An 18,684-nucleotide genomic window follows, 5' to 3' on the forward strand; every position below is an offset into this window, starting at 1 on the left:
TTTTCGCCCCATGCATCGGAAGTTATCGTCGCCGCCGCCCGGAATTTGCCGTGATTTGCCCACGCCTGCAAGCAATCAGTTGCCGTATTCGCAAGTGACCAGTTTCATTAGGCAAATCCCTCGCGCTTGAGCACCTGCCGGATGCTCATCGCCATCTTGTCCACAATTTCGGCCAACTCACTGTCGCTGGCGTTGTAGGGCGGTGCCAGAATCACGACGTCGCCGTTCACTCCATCGACATTGCCGCCGACAGGATAACAGATGAGTCCGTTGGCCAGGGCCTGTTGCCGGATCTTGACGTTGAGCTTGTGCGCGGCATCGAAGGGCGTCTTCGCCGTCCGGTCGGCCACAAGTTCCGTTGCGATGAAATAGCCGCGGCCACGGATGTCGCCCACGGCCTCAACACCGGACAGCGCATCGGCGATCATGCCCTTCAGCTTCGCTTCATTGGCGGCAACGCGCTCCACCAGCTTCTCGCGCGCCACGATTTTCTGCACGGCCACGCCCGCCGCACAGCAGGCGGTGTGACCGGTGAAGGTGTGGCCCGTCATCACTGTGCCATGCGCTGCCATCAGCGCATCCGAGACCTTGTCGGTATACACCGTTGCACCCAGGGGCAGGTAGCCTGCGGCAAGGCCCTTGGCCATGGGCATGATGTCGGGCTCGGTGCCATCCTGCTCCAGCGCCCGCCATGTGCCCGTCCGCCCCGCGCCGCACATCACCTCATCGGCAATCATCAGCACGCCATGCCGGTCGCAGATCTCGCGCACGCGCCTGGCGTAGCCAGCGGGCGGAGGCACACAACCGCCGGCAGCGCCGACCACTGGCTCGAAGATGAAGGCCGCAATCGTCTCCGGGCCCTCGCGCAGGATGGCCTCTTCCAACTCGCGCGCGCAGGCTTCGCCGGCGCTTTCGGCCGTTGCGCCCGTGATGGGGCGATAGACATTGGCGGGCGAAATCCGCACGGCATCAATGAACCCGCCTTCGAACACGGTGCGACGTTCCTTGAACCCGGACACGCCGAGCGCACCCAGCGTGTTGCCGTGCCAACTGCGTTCCCGCGCAATGAACTTGCGCCGCGATTTCTGTCCGATCGCTGTTTGATACTGCAAGGCAATCTTCAGCGCGCTCTCCACCGCCTCCGATCCGCCCGTGACAAAGACCATGTGGTTGAGCGTGCCGCCGCAGCGCTGGCGGATGATTTCCGTCAACTCGTCCAGCGCATCGGTGGTGAAGTTGTAGCGGTAACCGTGGGCAATGCGGTCCAGCTGCACGCGGATGGCTTCGTTCACTTCCGTATTGGCATGCCCGATGCAATAAACCGCCGGTCCGCCGGACCCGTCGATGTAAACCTTGCCGTCCACATCATGCAGGTAACAGCCCTTGGCCCAAACGACTTTCGGCAATTGGCCCGTGGGCAGGAGGCTGGGCGGAAGATTGGGCGGTGAATTCATGATGGCAGGCTGTTCCTTCGTGTGAATCTGCTGCTAGACTGGCATGGCAAAAGCAGAAAATCCATGATCACACTTTACGACGACATTCAACGCAGCCACGCGCCCGAAACCTTCCTTGTGGCGGGACGCCCGCAACCCATTCCTGAAAAGCCGGTCCGCATCGACATGCTCATGCGGGGCGTGCGCTTTGTCGGAAGCCAGGTGGAGGTGCCACCTCCCATCGGCAACGACATCCTCGCGATGGTGCACGACCAGCGCTATCTCAGCTTCCTCGAAACCCTGCGTGAGCGCTGGGGTCACGTGCCGGAGTCGAGCGATATTCCATTGCCGAATGTCTACGCGATCCAGCGCAGCACCCTGCCGCCCATCGGCTATCCGGAAGCGGTGGTGGGGCAGGCCGGCTATCACCTGGGCGATGGCGCATGCCCGGTGACAGCAGACACGCTTGCCGCCGCCAAGGCCAGTGCGGCCTGTGCCGTGGAAGGAGCACGCCGCATCGGCACAGGCGAGCGCCTTGTCTATGCCCTGTGCCGCCCGCCGGGACATCACGCGGCATCGGACCTCGCGGGAGGCTTCTGCTTCTTCAACAATTCCGCGCTGGCGGCGGAAGTGCTGACGCGGGCCGGGCACCGCACCGCCATCCTCGACATCGACGTGCACCACGGCAATGGCACGGAAGCGATTTTCTATGACCGCGCCGATGTGCTCACCGTCTCGATCCATTGCCATCCCCGGCGATTCTACCCCTTCTTCTGGGGTTATGCCGGCGAGCAGGGCCGGGGCGCGGGCGAGGGCTTCAACCTCAACCTGCCGCTGGAACGTGGCGCGGACATCACGGTCTATCTCGCGGCACTGGAGCTGGCCTTGCAGCGCATCTCCGATTTCGCGCCGACACGCCTCGTGTTGGCCTCGGGTCTCGACATTGCCATTGACGATCCCTTCAAGGCTTTCTCCATCCGCACCGAGGACTTCGCGCAGATCGGCGCCCGCATCGCCGAGATGCGGCTGCCCACGCTGGTGGTGCAGGAGGGTGGCTATCCATCCGAAAGCCTGGGCGACAACCTGGCGTCACTGCTCAAGGGTCTTGGTGCATGAGCGTCGGCTTCCGTCCCATGCGTGACGGGCAGGAGGATGGCGTGGCGGCCATGGTGCGGCAATTGCCGAAGGACCTGGGCTTGCCCGTCGCGCCGAAGCTCACCGGTGAAGCGTTGCGCAAGGCGAAGGGCCTCGTGCATGTCACGGTAGCGGAAGACTCCGGCCTGCTGCTGGGCGCCTGCCTGTGGCTCTTCACCTTCTCCACCTGGCGGGGCTGCAAAGGCATGTATGTCGTCGACCTCTTCGTCATGGAACACGCCCGCGGCAAGAAGGTGGGGGAACGGCTCCTCCAATCCGCAGGCCGCGAAGCAGCCGCGGCGGGCGCGGACTTCATCAAGCTCGAAGTGGATGAAACGAACACGGGTGGACAGCGCTTCTACAGCCGCGTCGGCTTCGGCAAGCACCGTGAGGACGAACTCTTCATACTCGAACCGGACTCCTTCAAGTCTTTCATCGAAAGGAAATGGACATGACCATCAAGACCGTCGGACTGATCGGCGCAGGCCTCATGGGCCATGGCATTGGCAAGAACATCGTGGAGAAGGGCTTCGCGCTCGTCACCATGGCGCGCCGCAACCGCGCGCCGGTGGAGGACCTCATCAAGCGCGGCGCCAGGGAGCTCAAGACTCCCGCCGAAATCGCCGCGGCCAGCGACCTCGTCATCACTGTGGTGACGGACACGCCACAGGTGGAAGACACGGTCTATGGCCCGAACGGCATTCTCGCCTCCGGCAAGAAGGGGCTGATCATTGCCGATTGCTCCACCGCGATTCCGGAATCGACCAAGAAGATCGCCGCCGATTGTGCCGCCAAGGGCATGACCTTCATCGACACGCCCATGACCCGCACGCCCCGCGAAGCCGAGGCCGGAAAACTGGGTCTGATGGTGGGCGGCGACAAGGCCGTGCTGGAGAAGATCCGGCCCGTTCTCGAAACCTTTTCCGATCTCATCATCCACACGGGCGAGGTGGGAACGGCGCATCAGGTGAAGCTCATCAACAACTTCCTGTCGCTCGGCCATGCCGCCATTGCCGCGGAGGCCATCAGTGTCGCGGCCAAGGCGGGCGTTGACATGACTTCGCTGCGCGACATCGTCATGGGCGGCGGCGCTGCTTCGGTGATGTTCGGACGGCTTATCAATGTGCCGCTCAGCGACGACGACAGCCACGCGAAGTTCGCCATCCGCAACGCCCGCAAGGACCTGCGCTACTATACCAACATGACGGAGAACATGCCGGTCGCTTCGCCCATCGCCGAGGCAATCCACCAGACCTTCGTTCTGGCCGACACGCTGGGCTATGGCGAACGCTTCGTGCCGCGCCTCATCGACATGATGGTGAAGAACAGTGGCGGCAAGGCTTAAGCGGCGGAGGCGTCCGGACCTGCCTTCTGGGTCAGCGGCAACCACAGGGTAAAGCGCGAGCCGCGGCCAGGCTGGGAAACAATCTCCAGCCCGCCGCCATGCAGTTCCGCGATCTTTTCAACCGCGGGAACGCCGAGGCCCGTGCCGAAGGATTTCGTCGTGAACAGCGGCTCGCGAATATGCGCCATCACGTCGGAGGGAATGCCCGGGCCGTTGTCCTCCACATCGATCTCCGCACCACGCTGAGTGAGCCGCGTCGTGAGCGTGATGTGAGGCACGCTGCCGGCAAACTTCACCAGCACCCTGTTGGAATCCATCATGGCCTCGCAGGCATTGGAGACCAGATTTGCAACGGCGCGGCGCAGGCGGTCGGGATCAAAAGCGATCTTCTGCCCGCCCAGCCCCAGATTGCAGGTGATCGTGACGGTATCGGGCAGCGCTGTCGCTTCCTCGTTCATGGCGTTGGCCAGCCAATCATCAAGGTCGATCTGTTCAACCACGGGCTTGCTGGTACGGGAGAAGTCGAGAAGCTGCGTGATGATGCTGTCGCAACGCCTGATGCCGGCGTCGATGCGGTCGAGGATCGTGTCGAACTCGAACTGCTGGGGCTGCAGCTTGCGGCGGAGAAGAAAGGTTGAGGTGCGGACGCCGCCCAGCGGATTGCGGATTTCGTGCGCGACCGTGGCGACGACCTGGCCGAGCTGCGCCATCCGGCCCTTGTTGATGATCTCCGTCTGCGCCGTGCCCAGTTGCCTGATCTTGTCGGACAGCTCCATGTTGAGGCGCGAGATGTCGTCGTTCAATCCCTGCAGGTGGCTGGCGGTGTCCTGCGCTTCGCTTTCCCGGATGCGCGCCGCGTCAGCCAGGGCGCGGCTCTGGCGGATCAGACGGTCGGACAGGAGCAGGCCCGCCACCGCCGCAGCGGAGAGAAGGCCGAGGAGAAGGTAGTTGGTGCGACGTGTCTTGTCTGCCAATTCCACATTCTTGCTGGATTTGAAACTGCTGTTGGGAACGCCGGCCCACAGCATCCACGGACTGCGCGCATCCTTCACACCGAAGGTGAGCGCCTCGGAATAGATCAGCGTGGGGTCCGGCTTTCCTTCCGCCACGTGTTGCAGGGACTGTTGCGGAATTGTACTCGCCGCCGCCGCGACCACATAGCCATTGCCGGTGTTCACCAGGGCATACTTGCTGTCATGGATCAGCCCCTGGATGGCGCGCGTCAGGATGATGGCTGAGACAAGGCCCCGGATCTTTCCATCGACTCCGTAGAAGGGAACTGAAAAGATGACGCCGGAACGGTCGGCATCTGCGCGCGAGGAAATGAACAGGGTGTTGTCGCAGGTGACGACCTCCGGTCCCGCGATGATCGGGACATCGAGCGTGCCCCCGCTGCCCAGCGCCGGCCGGTGCGCCTTGAACCACGCGGCATGATCCATCAACTGCGCGTATTCGAATTTCTCGATCTCTTCCGGCCCGGTGCTTTCCGCCGACTTCACCTTCTCGGGCGCATTGAAGCGTTCGGCGGAAGACATGTTCAGGCCGGCATTGAAGATGAGCTCATCGAACATGATGATGGGCTCTTCGTTTCGGCCCGTGATGGGATCAAAGCGGCCCGCATCGAATGCGATGGGGGTGAAATAGACCTCGGACACAGACACGCTGGCGGCGAGGTTGTTGTACATCTGCTGGATGGTGACGCGGGTCTCCGGCGTGAGGTTCTCGCCATGGCGATTGAGCGCCCGCACGCCTGGCAGCGATGACAGCGTTCTCAGGTTCTCATAGATGGAGCGGAATGGCCGCTCCAGCACGACTGCTGCCGTGCGGGTTTCCGAGCGGGCATCGCGCACAAAGCCTTCTTGCGCCAGGCTGCGGGCCGACTGCCATTGCAGGTGAATGCCGACGGCAATCAACGCCGTCAATCCCACAATGCCCGCGAGGCCCGCGATGCGCAGTTTCAACATGTCGGCCCATTTCCCCCCACTTTGGTGTTCTGGCCAAACTTGGTTAACAGGTTTTTACCGGATTGCCCCGGGACGGCACGCCCGTCCTGCTGTTGACACCGTTCACCGGGCGTGTTTCGAGGAGCAAACACTGTTGAATCAGGGGATCAGATGACCATTGCATTCGTATTTCCAGGGCAGGGCAGCCAGGCTGTTGGCATGGGCAAGGCACTGTCCGACAACTTTGCCGCCGCCCGTGCGGTCTTCGCCGAAGTGGATGAGGCACTGTCGCAGAACCTCTCGCACCTCATGTGGGACGGCCCCGAAGCCGAGCTGACCCTCACGGAAAACGCCCAGCCGGCCCTGATGGCCGTCAGCATGGCCGTGGTGCGCGTGTTGGAGGCAGAGCAGGGGATCACGGTGGCGAACACCGCGGCTTGCGTTGCTGGTCACTCGCTTGGCGAATATTCGGCCCTCGCTGCAGCAGGCACATTCTCGGTCGCCGATACAGCGCGCCTCCTCAAAATCCGCGGCAAGGCCATGCAGGCCGCGACGCCGGTCGGTACGGGAGCGATGGCCGCTCTGCTCGGCCTCGATTTCGCCACCGCCGCGGCAGCAGCAGCGGAAGGCGCACAGGGTGAGGTGTGCCAGGCCGCCAACGACAACAGCGATGGGCAGGTGGTGATCTCCGGCCACAAGGCGGCGGTGGAACGCGCTGCTGAAATCGCCAAGGCGAAAGGTGCCAAGCGCGCCGTGATGCTGCCCGTCTCCGCACCTTTCCATTGCGCCCTCATGCAACCCGCTGCGGATGCCATGGCCGAGGCGCTTTCGAAGGTGAAGATGAATGCGCCCGTGGTGCCGGTCATTGCCAACGTGAAGGCGGGTCCGCTCACCGATCCGGCGGCCATCCGCGACTCGCTTGTGGCCCAGGTCACCGGCACGGTGCGCTGGCGCGAATGCGTGGCGCACATGGCCGCGCAGGGTGTTACCCTCTTCGTGGAACTGGGCTCGGGCAAGGTGCTCACCGGGCTTGCGAAAAAGAATGCCCCCGCCGCCCAGGCGATCGCGATCGGCACGGCGGATGATTTCAACACTGCTCTTCCCCTCTTGAAAGGTTGAACCAAGATGTTTTCTCTCGCAGGCAAGACAGCTCTCATTACCGGCGCATCGGGCGGGATTGGTGCGGCCGTGGCCAAGGCGCTGCACGCGGCAGGCGCCACCATCACCATCTCGGGCACGCGCGCCAATGTGCTGGAAGAGTTGAAGGCCGCGCTGGGCGGCGAGCGCGTGCATGTGGTGCCGTGCAATCTTTCCAGTGCGGAAGATGTGGAAAAGCTCGTGCCATCTGCCGAGGCGGCGATGGGTGGCCTCGATATTCTCGTCAACAATGCCGGCATCACCCGCGATGGCCTTGCCATGCGCATGAAGGATGACGACTGGCAGGCGGTGCTGGACGTAAACCTCACGTCCTCGTTCCGCCTTGCCCGTGCTGCCATGAAGCTGATGATGAAGAAGCGCTGGGGCCGCATCGTTTCGGTGACCTCCGTGGTGGGCGTCACCGGCAATCCGGGGCAGGCGAACTACGTTGCCAGCAAGGCGGGCCTCATCGGCCTGTCGAAGTCGCTGGCGCAGGAACTGGCCAGCCGCAACGTCACCGTGAACTGCGTCGCGCCCGGCTTCATCGCCACCGCCATGACGGAAGCGCTGAACGACAAGCAGAAGGAAGCGATCCTGGGCCGCATCCCGGCGGGCCGCATGGGCTCATCGGATGATATTGCTGCCGCCGTGCTCTATCTCGCTTCGGAAGAGGCGGGTTACGTCACGGGCCAGACGCTGCACGTCAACGGCGGCATGGCGATGATCTAGCGGGGCTTCGCCGTTTCGGCGGCGAAGTCGCGGATCTCCTGCAGGAAGATCTCGCCCAGCTGTTCCAGTTTGCTGGCGCCCACGCCATTCACCTCGGCGAAATCCCATTTCGTCAGGGGTTTCTTCTGCGCCATGTCGATCAGGCTGCGGTCGGAGAAGATGATGTAGGCGGCAACGCCGCGCTGCTTGGCGAGCTTGAGGCGAAGCGCCTTGAGCCGCGCCAGCAATTCATCCGCCTGCGAGTCGAGTGGCGCGCCAGCGGAACCTGAGTCCACCCGCTTGTCCTTGCGGGTCTGGCGCACCATGTCGGGGCGATACTGGAACGGCAGTTCGCCATCGAGCAGGCGCCGCCCCTTGGCTGACAGCGACAACCCGCCGAAGCCTGCCACGTCGAGCGTCAGCATGCCGCCGCCCACAAGTTGCCGGATGAAGGATTGCCAGTGGCTGCGGCTGTGGGCCTTTCCGGCACCGAACATGGGAAGCGCCGCATGTCCGGCATTCATCACCTTGTCGCTCGACTTGCCGAGCAGGATGTCGGCGATGTGCGCGGCGCCATAGCGTTCACCGCTCGCCTGCATGGCGGAACACACAAGCCGCGCTTCCACCGTGCCATCCACACGCTCCACGGGGTCGAGACAGACGTCGCAGTTTCCGCAAGGCTCTGAATATTCCCCGAAGTAGCCGAGCAGGGACTGCCGGCGGCAATCCGGTGCTTCGCAATAGGCGACCAGTGCATCGAGCCGCTTGTGTTCGCGTCGCGCCCGCTCGGCACCAGCCCCTTCATCATCAATGAAACGCCGCCGCATCTGGATGTCCTGAAGCCCGAAGACCATGTGCGCATCCGCCGGCGTACCGTCGCGGCCCGCGCGCCCGATTTCCTGATAATAGGAATCGAGATTCTGCGGCAGGTCGGCATGGAAGACGAAGCGTACATCTGGCTTGTCGATGCCCATGCCGAAGGCAATCGTGGCACACACGATGATGCCTTTCTCGGTCATGAACAGGTTCTGCGCGTTGGCCCGTTCATCCGCCGAAAGCCCCGCGTGATAGGCCACGGCCCGGTGCCCGCTGGCGGCAAGCACCTGCGCCCATTCCTCCACGCTGCGGCGCGACAGGGCATAGACAATGCCGCTCTCGCCGCGGCGTTCTTCGAGGAAGGAGAGCAGTTGCTGCCGCGTGCTGTTCTTGGGGCGGACTGTGAGCCGGATGTTGGGACGGTCGAAGCCGGACACGAACTCCTTCACGCTGCCGCCGAACAGCTTCGCCACGATGTCACGCCGCGTCACTTCATCCGCCGTGGCGGTGAAGGCACCGATGGGGACGCCCGGAAATGCACCGCGCAAGGTTTTCAGCGCATCGTATTCCGGGCGGAAGGAGGCACCCCACTGCGACATGCAATGCACCTCATCGACGGCGATGAGGCCGATCTCCAACCGGCGCAGGGCCGCAATCATGCGCTCGGTCATCAATCGCTCGGGCGAGAGATAGAGCAGGCGCACCTCGCCCGACGCCACCCGCTTCCAGACCGCCACGTTGTCGTCGCGGCCTGCGGAGGAGTTGATTGTCTCGGCGGCGACACCGGCAAGTTTGAGGGCGGCGACCTGGTCCTGCATCAGCGCCACAAGCGGCGAGACCACGATGCCAAGGCCGGTCCGCACCAGGGCCGGCACCTGGTAGCACAGGGATTTTCCCGCGCCCGTCGGCATCACCGCCAGCGCATGATTGCCCGACGCAAGCTGCGCCACGATCTCTTCCTGACCGGGGCGGAAACTGTCGTAGCCAAAGACGCTGCGGAGAATGTGATGAGGACCGGACAAGGGCGAATCGCGATTTCTGTGCAGGCCTGTCTATCCAAGCCACGACCAGTGCGCGAGGAAACAGTGGCGGCCGTGCGGCTTGCACCGCGTGGCAATGTCATGCTTAAACCTCATTATTCGAGAGCTGAAATAAATCGGCCACACCCCAGGGAGAACGTCCATGCGCCTGTCTCGCCGCGCCTTCGGTGCGGGTCTTGCCGCCACGGCTGTCGCCATGTCTGTTGCGCCCGCCCGCGCCGCTGAACCGGGCCACGTCCTGCGTTCGTGGTATTCGCTGATCCTGGAACTGGTGCGCCAGACCCCCACATATTCTCCGCCCGTGGCCGCGCGCGCCTTCGCCTATCTCGGTATCACCACGTTTGAAGCCGTGGCCAGCGGTTCGACAGTGCTGCAGTCACTGGCCGGGCAGGCGCGCAAGCTGGCCGATGTGCCGCAACGCAAGGCGGGTGCCACGTACGACAATGCGGTGATCGTGCATGCGGCCATGGCCTATGCCGCGCAAACCTATTTCGGCAACACCGGTCCTTCGGGTTTGAGGGCCATGAAGGCGCTTGAAAAGAGGCTGCACAAGGAAGCCGCGCAAGGCCTCGACAACAGCGTCTGGGAAGAAAGTGCCGCTTACGGCAAACAGGTCGCTGAACACATTCACGCCTGGTCCATGGGCGATGGCGGCGCGGTGGTGGAAAACCTCGGCTTCCCCGGGGAATGGACCCTGACGAAAGGCCCCGCCCATTGGGTGCCGACCAACACGCTTGCCCTGCAACAGAAGCCGCTGCTGCCGCACTGGGGCGAGTGCCTGCCCATTGCCATGCCGGAGAACGGCGCGTGCCCCCTGCCGCCGCCGCCCGCCTACAGCGAGGATGCCAATTCCGAATTCTACAAGCAGGCCGTTGAGGTTTGCGAGACCGGCAAGACCCTGACGCTGGAGCAGAAGGCCATTGCGCGCTTCTGGTCGGATGATCCCATGCTCTCGCCCACGCCGCCCGGGCACTGGATGTGGATCGCCTTGCAGATTTTCGAGAAAGAAAACACCGATCTCGAAAAATCGGTGGAAGTGCTGGCCCGCGTCGGCATCGCCATCAGCGATGGTTTCATCGCCTGCTGGAAGAGCAAGTTCGAATACGACCTGGTGCGCCCGGTCACATATATCAAGCGCATCATTGACAAGACGTGGGAGCCGCTGCTGATCACGCCGCCCTTCCCGGAATATCCGAGCGGACACTCCACCCAGTCCGGTGCTGCAGCCGTGGTTCTGGCCAAGGACTTCGGCGACAACTTCGCCTTCACCGATGCAACACACGCGCGCGATGGACTGGCACCGCGTAATTTCAAGACCTTCTGGGCAGCGGCAGAAGAAGCAGCGATTTCGCGCCTCTACGGAGGCATTCACTACCGTGCGGCCATTGACCAGGGGTTGGAGCAGGGCAAATGCGTCGGCAATTTCGTCAATATGTTGAAGACAAGAAAAGCGTGAGGCGTGCGGCCGCGTTTGCATTGCTGGTGCTGGCGGGTCCGGCACAGGCGGCGGAATCCGTCCTGACCTTCGAGGACCAGACCAAATCCTCCGGACTCGTCTCCGTTTATGCTGGCGACTACGACTTCACCGTGGGTGGCGGCGCGACCAGTTTTGACTGCAATGGTGACGGCTTCTCCGAACTGTTGCTGGCGGGCGGCGAGAACCGCGCCACGCTGTTCCAGAACAACAGCACGCAGGGCGGAGACCTCCGCTTCGCCGCCATCGAATCCGGGCTGGAATTGACGCGCGTCCTCGGCGGCTATCCCATCGACATCAATGCCGACGGCAACATGGATGTGGTGATCCTGCGCTCCGGCGAAAACGTGGTGATGAAGGGCCTCGGCAATTGCCAGTTCACCCGCGCCAACGAGGAGTGGGGCTTCGCGGGCGGAAATGCCTGGTCCACTGCCTTTGCGGCAACATGGGAGAACGGTGCCAACTGGCCCACCATCGCCATCGGCAACTACGTCGACCGCTTTGAGGAAATCTCGCCCTGGGGGTCCTGCACCGACAACTGGCTGCACCGCCCCGACGGAACCGCCCGGCACTTCGCGGCACCTCTGCCGCTCAAGCCAAGTTTTTGCCCTCTGTCGATCATGTTCACGGACTGGTCGCGCCGCGGCACGCCGGACCTTCGCGTCTCCAATGACCGGCAATATTATGAAGGCGGGCAGGAGCAGATGTGGCGTATGGCGGCGGGGCAGCCGCCGCAACTCTATTCCGACAAGGAAGGTTGGAAGTACGTGCGCATCTGGGGCATGGGCATGACGAGCTACGATCTGAATTTTGATCAGTACCCGGAGTATTTCCTCACCAGCATGGCCGACAATCGCCTGCAGTCGCTGGCGGCCATCCCCGAGCAGGGGAAGCCCAAACCCTCCTACAAGGAAATCGCCTTCTCGCTTGGCCTCACCGCGCACCAGCCGTTCACGGGCGGAGACGTGCGTCCATCGACGGCCTGGCATTCGCAATTCGAAGACGTCAACAATGATGGCCGCGTCGATCTCTTCATCGCCAAGGGCAACGTGGCGGAGATGCCGGACTTCGCCCAGAAGGATCCGAACAACCTCCTGATCCAGCAGTCCGATGGCAAGTTCATCGAGATGGCCGACAAGGCAGGCGTGGCCTCCACCAACACGGCGCGCGGGGCCCTCGTGGCCGATTTCAATCTTGATGGCAAGCTTGATATCGTGGTCGTAAACCGTTGGGTGAACGCGGAAATCTGGAAGAACACCTCCACCGGCCTCGGCCACTTCCTGAGCTTCCGCTTGCGCCAGGACGGGCCAAACCGCGACGCCGTCAACGCCTGGATTGAAGTGAAGCGCGGCGACGGCAAGGTGATGCGCCGCGAATTGTATTCTGGCGGCGGCCATGTCTCCGGCGCGCTCGACTGGTGGCAGTTCGGCGTGGGCGATCTCGCCCGCGCGGAGGTGCGCGTGATCTGGCCCGACGGCGAAGAGGGCCCCTGGGCCACGCTGGACACGGATGCCTTCTATGTGCTGGAGCGGGGCAAGCCCGCCCTTCACTGGAGTCCTGCGAAAGCACCTTGAGAGAATTCTCGCGCCCTGTCCTCGCCACCTGGCTTCTCGGATTCACGCAGATCTTCGGATACGGGTCGCTGTATTACAGCTTCTCGATCCTCGCTGACGATATTGCCGCCTCCTTCAACTGGACCAAGGCCGGCTTCTTCGGCGTCTTTTCGCTGGCCTTGCTGTCGGGTGCCGTGGTGGCGCCCTTCGTGGGCCGCGCCCTCGACCGGTTCGGCGCTGCCCGGATGATGAGCTTCGGCACGATCCTGAGTTCATTCATGCTGTCGGCGACGGCGCTCGCGCCCGGCCCCGTCACCTTCACGTTTGCCCTCATGCTGATGCAGGTTGTGTCCTGCTTCGTGCTCTATGACGCGGCCTTTCCGGCTCTCGTGCAGATGACGCCGGGCAATGGCCGCCGACGCATCATCCAGCTCACGCTCATCGCAGGGTTTGCCTCGTCGCTGTTCTGGCCGCTGACGAGCTGGATCGATCACTTCCTCGGCTGGCGGTTGACGCTTGCCGTCTATGCCATGGCCAATCTTGCCATCTGTTTTCCGGCCCATCTCGCTGTGGCGCGCTGGACCCGCGCCATGGTCAGTGCGCCGCCGCCGGCCGCAGCGCCAGAACCGGTGCAGGTCTATGCCAAGGTGCCGGAGCAACACCTCGCCGCTGCCATGTGGCTGGTGACGGCCGGCTTCGCGCTGTCGAGCCTTGCCCTTTCCGCCGTGCTCTCCCAGATGGTTCCGCTCTTGCAGGCGCTGGGATTTGGCAGCGGATCGCTCGCCGTATCGACCCTGTTCGGCCCTGCGCAAGTGGCCGTGCGTTTTGGCAACCTGATTTTTCCGGGACAACGCCACCCCATCATCGTCGGTATTTTCGCGCTGGCCCTCTTGCCGCTTGGATTGGTGATCGCTGCCTTGGGCGCACCAGCATTTGCCGCCGCAGTCGTGTTCGTCGTGCTGGTCGGCCTCAGCTCGGGCCTGAAGAGCATCGTGCAGGGAACAGTGCCCCTCATCCTGTTTGGCCCAAAGGGCTATGGTTCGCGCCTCGGTGTGATGGCCGGTTTCCGCTACGCGTCCGGCGCCATTGCGCCCTTTGCTTTTTCACTGGTGAGCGGAATGACATCGGCGCCCATTGCCGCGGTCGGATTCGCCGCCATGGGGCTCCTTGGGGTCGGAGCCCTGTGGCAGGTGAGCCGTTATCTCCAGCCGCATGCTCCATGAGGCCCCCCCGCAGACCCCGCGATCACGTTGCAAGATGCTGGAATGCAACCGCATTTTTACCCCTTTTGACGCCTGCCAGAACTGTGCTACTTACGCCCCGCGGCTTGAGGGGGACCCCATGCAAGGTGTCCGGACCGCCAGGGCGTGAGAAAAGTAATTAGGACAATTGCACATGAGCGATATCGCTGAACGGGTTAAGAAGATCGTTGTCGAGCACCTGAGCGTGGACGGCGACAAGGTGAAGGCTGAAGCCAGCTTCATCGACGATCTCGGTGCCGACAGCTTGGACACCGTTGAACTCGTGATGGCCTTCGAGGAAGAGTTCGGCATCGAAATCCCGGACGACGCCGCTGAAACCATCCAGACGGTCGGCGACGCCGTGAAGTTCATCGAAAAGGCCCAGGCCTGAGCGGTGCGCCTGGCAGAGAATGCCGGGCTGATTTGAATTCGCGGAAACGCGGGGGCAGGGCTTGAAAATCCTGTGGCCCCGCGTTTTCCTGTGAATTTATGGTTTTGTTGCACTTCCATGAAGAGGGAATGACATGCGGCGTGTGGTCGTCACTGGTATGGGAATCGTTTCGCCACTGGGCACGGGCGTTGAAGCCACGTGGTCTAACATGCTGGCGGGCAAGTCTGGCGCAGGCCCCATCACGCGGTTTGATGCCTCTGATCTGCCAAGCCGCATCGCCTTTGAAGTGAAGGAAGGCGACGGCAGCAACGGCACCCTCAATCGCGACGACTGGGTCGATTCCAAGGATCAGCGTCGCTACGACGACTTCATCCAGTTCGCCCTCATCGCGGCCAAGCAGGCCATGGCGGATTCGGGCCTTGAACTGAAGACCGAGGACGAGCGCTACCGCGCCGGCGTTCTCGTGGGCTCCGGCATCGGCGGCCTCACCAACATCCAGGACACGACGCTCCTCATGGCCGAGAAGGGCCCGCGCCGCGTCTCGCCCTTCTTCATTCCGGGCTCGCTCATCAATCTTGCCGGCGGCCTCATCTCCATCAACTTCGGCCTCAAGGGACCGAACCACGCCGTTGTCACGGCCTGCGCCACGGGCACCCATGCGATTGGCGATGCTGCGCGCATCATCGCCGTGGGCGATGCCGACGTGATGGTCGCTGGCGGCGCCGAATCAGCGATCTGCCGTATCGGCATCGCGGGCTTCATTGCCTGCAAGGCGCTGTCCTCCGCCTTCAACGACGCGCCGGAAAAGGGCTCGCGTCCTTACGACAAGGACCGGGACGGCTTCGTCATGGGTGAAGGCGCAGGCATTCTGGTTCTTGAGGAATACGAACATGCCAAGGCGCGTGGCGCGAAGATCTACGGCGAACTGATCGGCTACGGCATGTCGGGCGACGCCTACCACATCACCGCACCATCGGAAGATGGTGATGGCGCCTTCCGCTGCATGCAGGCGGCCCTGAAGCGCGCCGGCATTCCTGCTGGCGAAATTGACTACATCAACGCTCACGGCACCTCGACGCCGCTCGGCGACGAGATCGAATTGCGCGCCGTCGAACGCCTCATCGGCAACAACGCCGCGCGCGTCGCCATGTCGTCAACCAAGTCCGCCGTCGGCCATCTGCTCGGTGCTGCGGGTGCCGTGGAAGCTGTGTTTTCGCTTCTGGCCATGCGCGACAACATTTGCCCGCCCACGTTGAACCTCGACAATCCGTCGGTGGAAACGGCGATGGATCTTGTGCCGCACACGGCCAAGAAGAAGGAAATCAACACAGTTCTGTCCAATTCCTTTGGTTTTGGTGGCACGAACGCCTCATTGATTTTCCGCCGCGCCACGGCGTAAGAATGGGGTCGAGAGGGCCCCGCGATTGACCAGTGATCAACCGATCAGACTGCCGGATACAGACAAGCGAAAGCGCCGCCGCTCGGCAGTCGCACGTGTGCTGGGCTGGCTGATCCTGCTCGGCGTCTTCACGGCTGTTGCAGCAGGGGCCGCCGGTTCCTGGCTCTACGCCAACTACACCGCCCCCGGTCCGCTCACGCAATCAGCCATCGTCGATGTTCCCAAGCAGCTTGACCGCATGAAGGTGGCGCATCTGCTCAAGGAGAAAGGCGTCGTCTCCGATGCCATGACCATGGGACTGGCCTCGATTGTGCAGGGCTATCGTGGTGCCTCGATGAAGGCGGGCGAATATGAGTTCCCCGCCGGAGCCTCCATGGCTGACGTGTTCAACATCATGGCCTCGGGCCGGGTCGTCACCTACAAGATGACAGTGCCGGAAGGCTGGACCAGCGAAATGGCCATCTCCCGCCTGCGCGAACAGGAGCCGATGACGGGCGATGTGACCGCCGTTCCGCCGGAAGGTGCCGTCATCGCCAACACCTATCTTTATGCGCGTGGCAAATCCCGGCAGGAACTGCTGGACGAGATGATCGCAGCGCAACGCAAGCTCATCGACGAAGTGTGGGCCCGCAAGCCCGCCGATTCGATTCTCAAGTCGAAGGAAGAGATGGTGACGCTTGCCTCCATCGTCGAAAAGGAAACGGCCAAGCCCGAGGAACGTCCGCGCGTGGCAGCGGTGTTCATCAACCGCCTGAAGTCGGGCATGCGCCTGCAATCCGATCCGACCATCATCTATGGCATCGCCGCCGGCAAGGGCAGGCTGGACCGGCCAATCACCCAGGCCGACATCGAGGCCGAGACGCCCTACAACACTTACCGCATCAACGGACTGCCGCCCGGGCCTATTGCATCGCCCGGCAAGGATGCGATGGAAGCTGTCATCAATCCCGCTCCGGTCAACGACCTCTATTTCGTGGCAGATGGCACGGGTGGGCATGTCTTCGCGGCGACCTTGGAAGAGCACAATGCCAACGTGAAGAAATGGCGCGCCATCGAAGCAAGTCAGCCCGCCGCCGGAACGCCTCAAACGCCCGCGCCGGCACCTGCGCCCGCCGCACCCGAGACGGACGCGGCAGTCGATCCTGCACCCGCTCAGCCGGACGCCCAGCAGGCGGCCCTGCCGAATGTGGGCGAGGAAGAAGCGGCCACTGCCGTCGCCAACCAGAAGACGGTCGATCCTGTCCCGGCTCCCGCGGGTGAAACCGCTGCGGCCGCTCCCGCCGTTGCCGCAACACCGGACCCCGCCGCGGCGGCTGCGGACGCCAAGCCCGCACTGAAACCCGGAACGCTTGTGAAGGTGGGCGATACGCTGGTGCCCATTCCCGCCCTCAAGAAGAAGAAGCCCTGACGCCGCCCAGGCTCCGCCGTGGGCGCGTTGTGCCGCGTTTCCCTTGCACGTCCTGATGCGCTACCAGTCTGGGGGAGCAACGATTCAGGGCACACCCACATGACGATTACCTCCATGACTGGCTTTGCCCGTGACTCCGGCAGCCTTGGCGATTGGTCGTGGCAGTGGGAATTGAAGAGCGTGAACGGCAAGGCACTGGACGTGCGCCTGCGCCTGCCGCCAGGCCTCGAACACCTGGATGCCGAGGTGCGCCAGCGCATCCAGAAAGTCATGAAGCGCGGCAACCTTCAGGTTGGCCTCAATCTGAGCAACAGCAACACGCGCGAAACGGTGACGGTGAACCAGCCCTTGCTGGCAGAACTCACGGCCATCGCCGGGCGCTTGCGTGCCGAAATAAATGCCCCACCCCTGCAGGCTGAATCCCTGCTGGCTTTGCGTGGCGTGCTGGAACCGGTGCGCAGCGAAGTCTCGGAGGAGGAAGCAGCGGCGCGTGACAGGGCGCTGATGGAAAGTTTTGAACGTGCCCTCATCGCCTTGCAGGCGGCACGTGCCGAGGAAGGCAAGCGGCTTCTCGCCGTGTTGAAGGAACAATTGCAGAAGGTCGCAGCGCTCGCCGTGGCGGCGCGTGACAATCCCGCCCGCGCACCCGATGCCATCCGCAGGCGTCTGCGCGATCAGGTGGCACGCCTGATGGAGACGGGCGCCAGCTTCGATGAGCAGCGTCTGCACCAGGAAGCCATGATGGTGGCGACCCGCAGCGACATCCAGGAGGAACTGGACCGGCTGTTTTCCCATGTGGAAGCAGCGGGCGTGCTATTGGCGGCGGGTGAACCGGTGGGCCGCAAGTTTGATTTCCTCGCGCAGGAATTCAACCGCGAGGCCAACACGCTGTGTTCCAAGGCGATCGACAAGAGCCTGACCGCGATTGGCCTTGACCTCAAGACCGTGATCGACCAGATGCGCGAACAGGTTCAGAACATTGAGTGACGGCATGGCAACCCTGACGCAAATTCCCCGCCGCGGTCTACTTCTCGTGATGTCGTCGCCCTCCGGCGCGGGCAAGACCACGCTGTCGCGCAAGCTGCTGGCAGCCGACAGCAACATCACCATGTCGGTCTCGGTGACAACCCGCAAACCCCGTCCCGGTGAAGTGGAAGGCAAGGATTACAGCTTCATCTCGCAGGAGCGCTTCACCGGCATGGTGGAGAAGAAGGAACTGCTGGAGTGGGCCAACGTCTTCGGCAATTCCTACGGCACGCCCCGCGCGCCGGTGGAAGAGGCGCTGAGGGCTGGACGTGATGTGCTGTTCGACATCGACTGGCAGGGCACCCAGCAACTCGCCGAGAACATGAAGGACGACCTTGTCCGCTTGTTCATCCTGCCGCCCACGGCGGATACACTGCGCGAGCGCCTGATCAAGCGGGCGCAGGATTCATCCACCGTCATCGCCAAGCGCATGGCCGAGGCAAGCCATGAGATCAGTCACTGGCCCGAATACGACTACATCATCGTCAACGACGAGGTGGAAGAGAGCCACCGCATGGTGGTGGCCATCCTGACCGCCGAACGCCTCCGCCGCCACCGCCAACTGGGATTGAGCGAATTCGTCCGTGGACTGACGAAAAAACTTTGACGCTTGGGTTGCCCACCTGAGGCGGGCCA

General features: G+C 63.2%; 16 protein-coding genes. 13 read left to right on the forward strand and 3 right to left on the reverse strand.

Annotation, left to right across the window (positions count from 1 at the left end; all coding sequences use genetic code 11):
* Positions 1-107 precede the first annotated feature (107 nt).
* A complete protein-coding gene (locus tag IPM06_12535; protein MBK8771248.1) occupies positions 108-1,454 on the reverse strand; it encodes an aspartate aminotransferase family protein in 1,347 nt (448 codons plus the stop codon).
* Positions 1,455-1,517: 63 nt separating this feature from the next.
* Here IPM06_12535 and IPM06_12540 point away from each other — a divergent pair, with 63 nt between their 5' ends.
* Genes IPM06_12540 through IPM06_12550 form a run of 3 tightly spaced genes read left to right on the forward strand, consistent with a single transcriptional unit; the run spans position 1,518 to position 3,912 of the window.
* Positions 1,518-2,549: a histone deacetylase family protein gene (locus tag IPM06_12540; GenBank protein ID MBK8771249.1), complete on the forward strand. Its 1,032-nt coding sequence runs from the start codon at positions 1,518-1,520 to the stop codon at positions 2,547-2,549.
* A complete protein-coding gene (locus IPM06_12545) occupies positions 2,546-3,022 on the forward strand; it encodes a GNAT family N-acetyltransferase (protein ID MBK8771250.1) in 477 nt (158 codons plus the stop codon). Before IPM06_12540 ends, IPM06_12545 begins: the two co-directional genes overlap by 4 nt.
* A complete protein-coding gene (locus tag IPM06_12550; GenBank protein MBK8771251.1) occupies positions 3,019-3,912 on the forward strand; it encodes an NAD(P)-dependent oxidoreductase in 894 nt (297 codons plus the stop codon). Before IPM06_12545 ends, IPM06_12550 begins: the two co-directional genes overlap by 4 nt.
* Here the strand turns inward: IPM06_12550 and IPM06_12555 are convergent.
* Positions 3,909-5,876, reverse strand: a complete 1,968-nt coding sequence (locus tag IPM06_12555) for a HAMP domain-containing histidine kinase (GenBank protein MBK8771252.1) — start codon at positions 5,874-5,876, stop codon at positions 3,909-3,911. The genes IPM06_12550 and IPM06_12555 overlap by 4 nt on opposite strands.
* A gap of 150 nt (positions 5,877-6,026) precedes the next feature.
* Here IPM06_12555 and fabD point away from each other — a divergent pair, with 150 nt between their 5' ends.
* Positions 6,027-6,974: an ACP S-malonyltransferase gene (gene fabD / locus IPM06_12560; GenBank protein MBK8771253.1), complete on the forward strand. Its 948-nt coding sequence runs from the start codon at positions 6,027-6,029 to the stop codon at positions 6,972-6,974.
* A gap of 6 nt (positions 6,975-6,980) precedes the next feature.
* On the forward strand, positions 6,981-7,721 hold the full coding sequence (gene fabG / locus IPM06_12565) for a 3-oxoacyl-[acyl-carrier-protein] reductase (GenBank protein ID MBK8771254.1): 741 nt from the start codon (positions 6,981-6,983) through the stop codon (positions 7,719-7,721).
* Here fabG and recQ read toward each other — a convergent pair.
* Positions 7,718-9,562, reverse strand: a complete 1,845-nt coding sequence (gene recQ / locus IPM06_12570) for a DNA helicase RecQ (GenBank protein ID MBK8771255.1) — start codon at positions 9,560-9,562, stop codon at positions 7,718-7,720. The two genes, fabG and recQ, sit on opposite strands and share 4 nt — an antisense overlap.
* A 136-nt stretch (positions 9,563-9,698) precedes the next feature.
* Here recQ and IPM06_12575 point away from each other — a divergent pair, with 136 nt between their 5' ends.
* From IPM06_12575 to gmk, 8 genes are all read left to right on the forward strand, one after another.
* On the forward strand, positions 9,699-11,012 hold the full coding sequence (locus IPM06_12575; GenBank protein ID MBK8771256.1) for a vanadium-dependent haloperoxidase: 1,314 nt from the start codon (positions 9,699-9,701) through the stop codon (positions 11,010-11,012).
* Entirely contained in the window at positions 10,967-12,604 is a 1,638-nt protein-coding gene (locus IPM06_12580) for a CRTAC1 family protein (GenBank protein ID MBK8771257.1), read from the forward strand. The genes IPM06_12575 and IPM06_12580 overlap by 46 nt, the downstream gene beginning before the upstream one ends.
* Entirely contained in the window at positions 12,601-13,806 is a 1,206-nt protein-coding gene (locus tag IPM06_12585; protein ID MBK8771258.1) for an MFS transporter, read from the forward strand. The genes IPM06_12580 and IPM06_12585 overlap by 4 nt, the downstream gene beginning before the upstream one ends.
* Positions 13,807-13,978: 172 nt before the next feature.
* Positions 13,979-14,215: an acyl carrier protein gene (locus IPM06_12590; protein MBK8771259.1), complete on the forward strand. Its 237-nt coding sequence runs from the start codon at positions 13,979-13,981 to the stop codon at positions 14,213-14,215.
* 133 nt (positions 14,216-14,348) lie between these two features.
* Positions 14,349-15,614, forward strand: coding sequence for a beta-ketoacyl-ACP synthase II (gene fabF, locus IPM06_12595; GenBank protein MBK8771260.1), 1,266 nt, complete (start codon positions 14,349-14,351; stop codon positions 15,612-15,614).
* A 25-nt stretch (positions 15,615-15,639) separates the two neighbouring features.
* Positions 15,640-17,022 (forward strand): endolytic transglycosylase MltG, encoded by a 1,383-nt coding sequence (gene mltG / locus IPM06_12600; GenBank protein ID MBK8771261.1) that lies wholly within the window; start codon positions 15,640-15,642, stop codon positions 17,020-17,022.
* 99 nt (positions 17,023-17,121) lie between these two features.
* Complete coding sequence (locus IPM06_12605) at positions 17,122-18,009, forward strand: YicC family protein (GenBank protein ID MBK8771262.1); 888 nt, start codon at positions 17,122-17,124, stop codon at positions 18,007-18,009.
* A gap of 4 nt (positions 18,010-18,013) precedes the next feature.
* A complete protein-coding gene (gene gmk, locus IPM06_12610) occupies positions 18,014-18,655 on the forward strand; it encodes a guanylate kinase (GenBank protein ID MBK8771263.1) in 642 nt (213 codons plus the stop codon).
* Positions 18,656-18,684: the final 29 nt, after the last annotated feature.

The sequence above is a fragment of the Hyphomicrobiales bacterium genome (genome assembly GCA_016710435.1).
Lineage (GTDB): Bacteria > Pseudomonadota > Alphaproteobacteria > Rhizobiales > Aestuariivirgaceae > Aestuariivirga.

Coding starts and splice junctions, on each gene's coding strand:
- fabG (MBK8771254.1), top strand. CDS start 6,981: ATGTTTTCTCTCGCAGGCAAGACAGCTCTCATTACCGGCGCATCGGGC.
- IPM06_12575 (MBK8771256.1), top strand. CDS start 9,699: ATGCGCCTGTCTCGCCGCGCCTTCGGTGCGGGTCTTGCCGCCACGGCT.
- IPM06_12590 (MBK8771259.1), top strand. CDS start 13,979: ATGAGCGATATCGCTGAACGGGTTAAGAAGATCGTTGTCGAGCACCTG.
- IPM06_12555 (MBK8771252.1), bottom strand. CDS start 5,876: ATGTTGAAACTGCGCATCGCGGGCCTCGCGGGCATTGTGGGATTGACG.
- IPM06_12580 (MBK8771257.1), top strand. CDS start 10,967: ATGCGTCGGCAATTTCGTCAATATGTTGAAGACAAGAAAAGCGTGAGG.
- fabF (MBK8771260.1), top strand. CDS start 14,349: ATGCGGCGTGTGGTCGTCACTGGTATGGGAATCGTTTCGCCACTGGGC.
- IPM06_12550 (MBK8771251.1), top strand. CDS start 3,019: ATGACCATCAAGACCGTCGGACTGATCGGCGCAGGCCTCATGGGCCAT.
- fabD (MBK8771253.1), top strand. CDS start 6,027: ATGACCATTGCATTCGTATTTCCAGGGCAGGGCAGCCAGGCTGTTGGC.
- IPM06_12535 (MBK8771248.1), bottom strand. CDS start 1,454: ATGAATTCACCGCCCAATCTTCCGCCCAGCCTCCTGCCCACGGGCCAA.
- gmk (MBK8771263.1), top strand. CDS start 18,014: ATGGCAACCCTGACGCAAATTCCCCGCCGCGGTCTACTTCTCGTGATG.
- IPM06_12545 (MBK8771250.1), top strand. CDS start 2,546: ATGAGCGTCGGCTTCCGTCCCATGCGTGACGGGCAGGAGGATGGCGTG.
- IPM06_12605 (MBK8771262.1), top strand. CDS start 17,122: ATGACGATTACCTCCATGACTGGCTTTGCCCGTGACTCCGGCAGCCTT.
- IPM06_12540 (MBK8771249.1), top strand. CDS start 1,518: ATGATCACACTTTACGACGACATTCAACGCAGCCACGCGCCCGAAACC.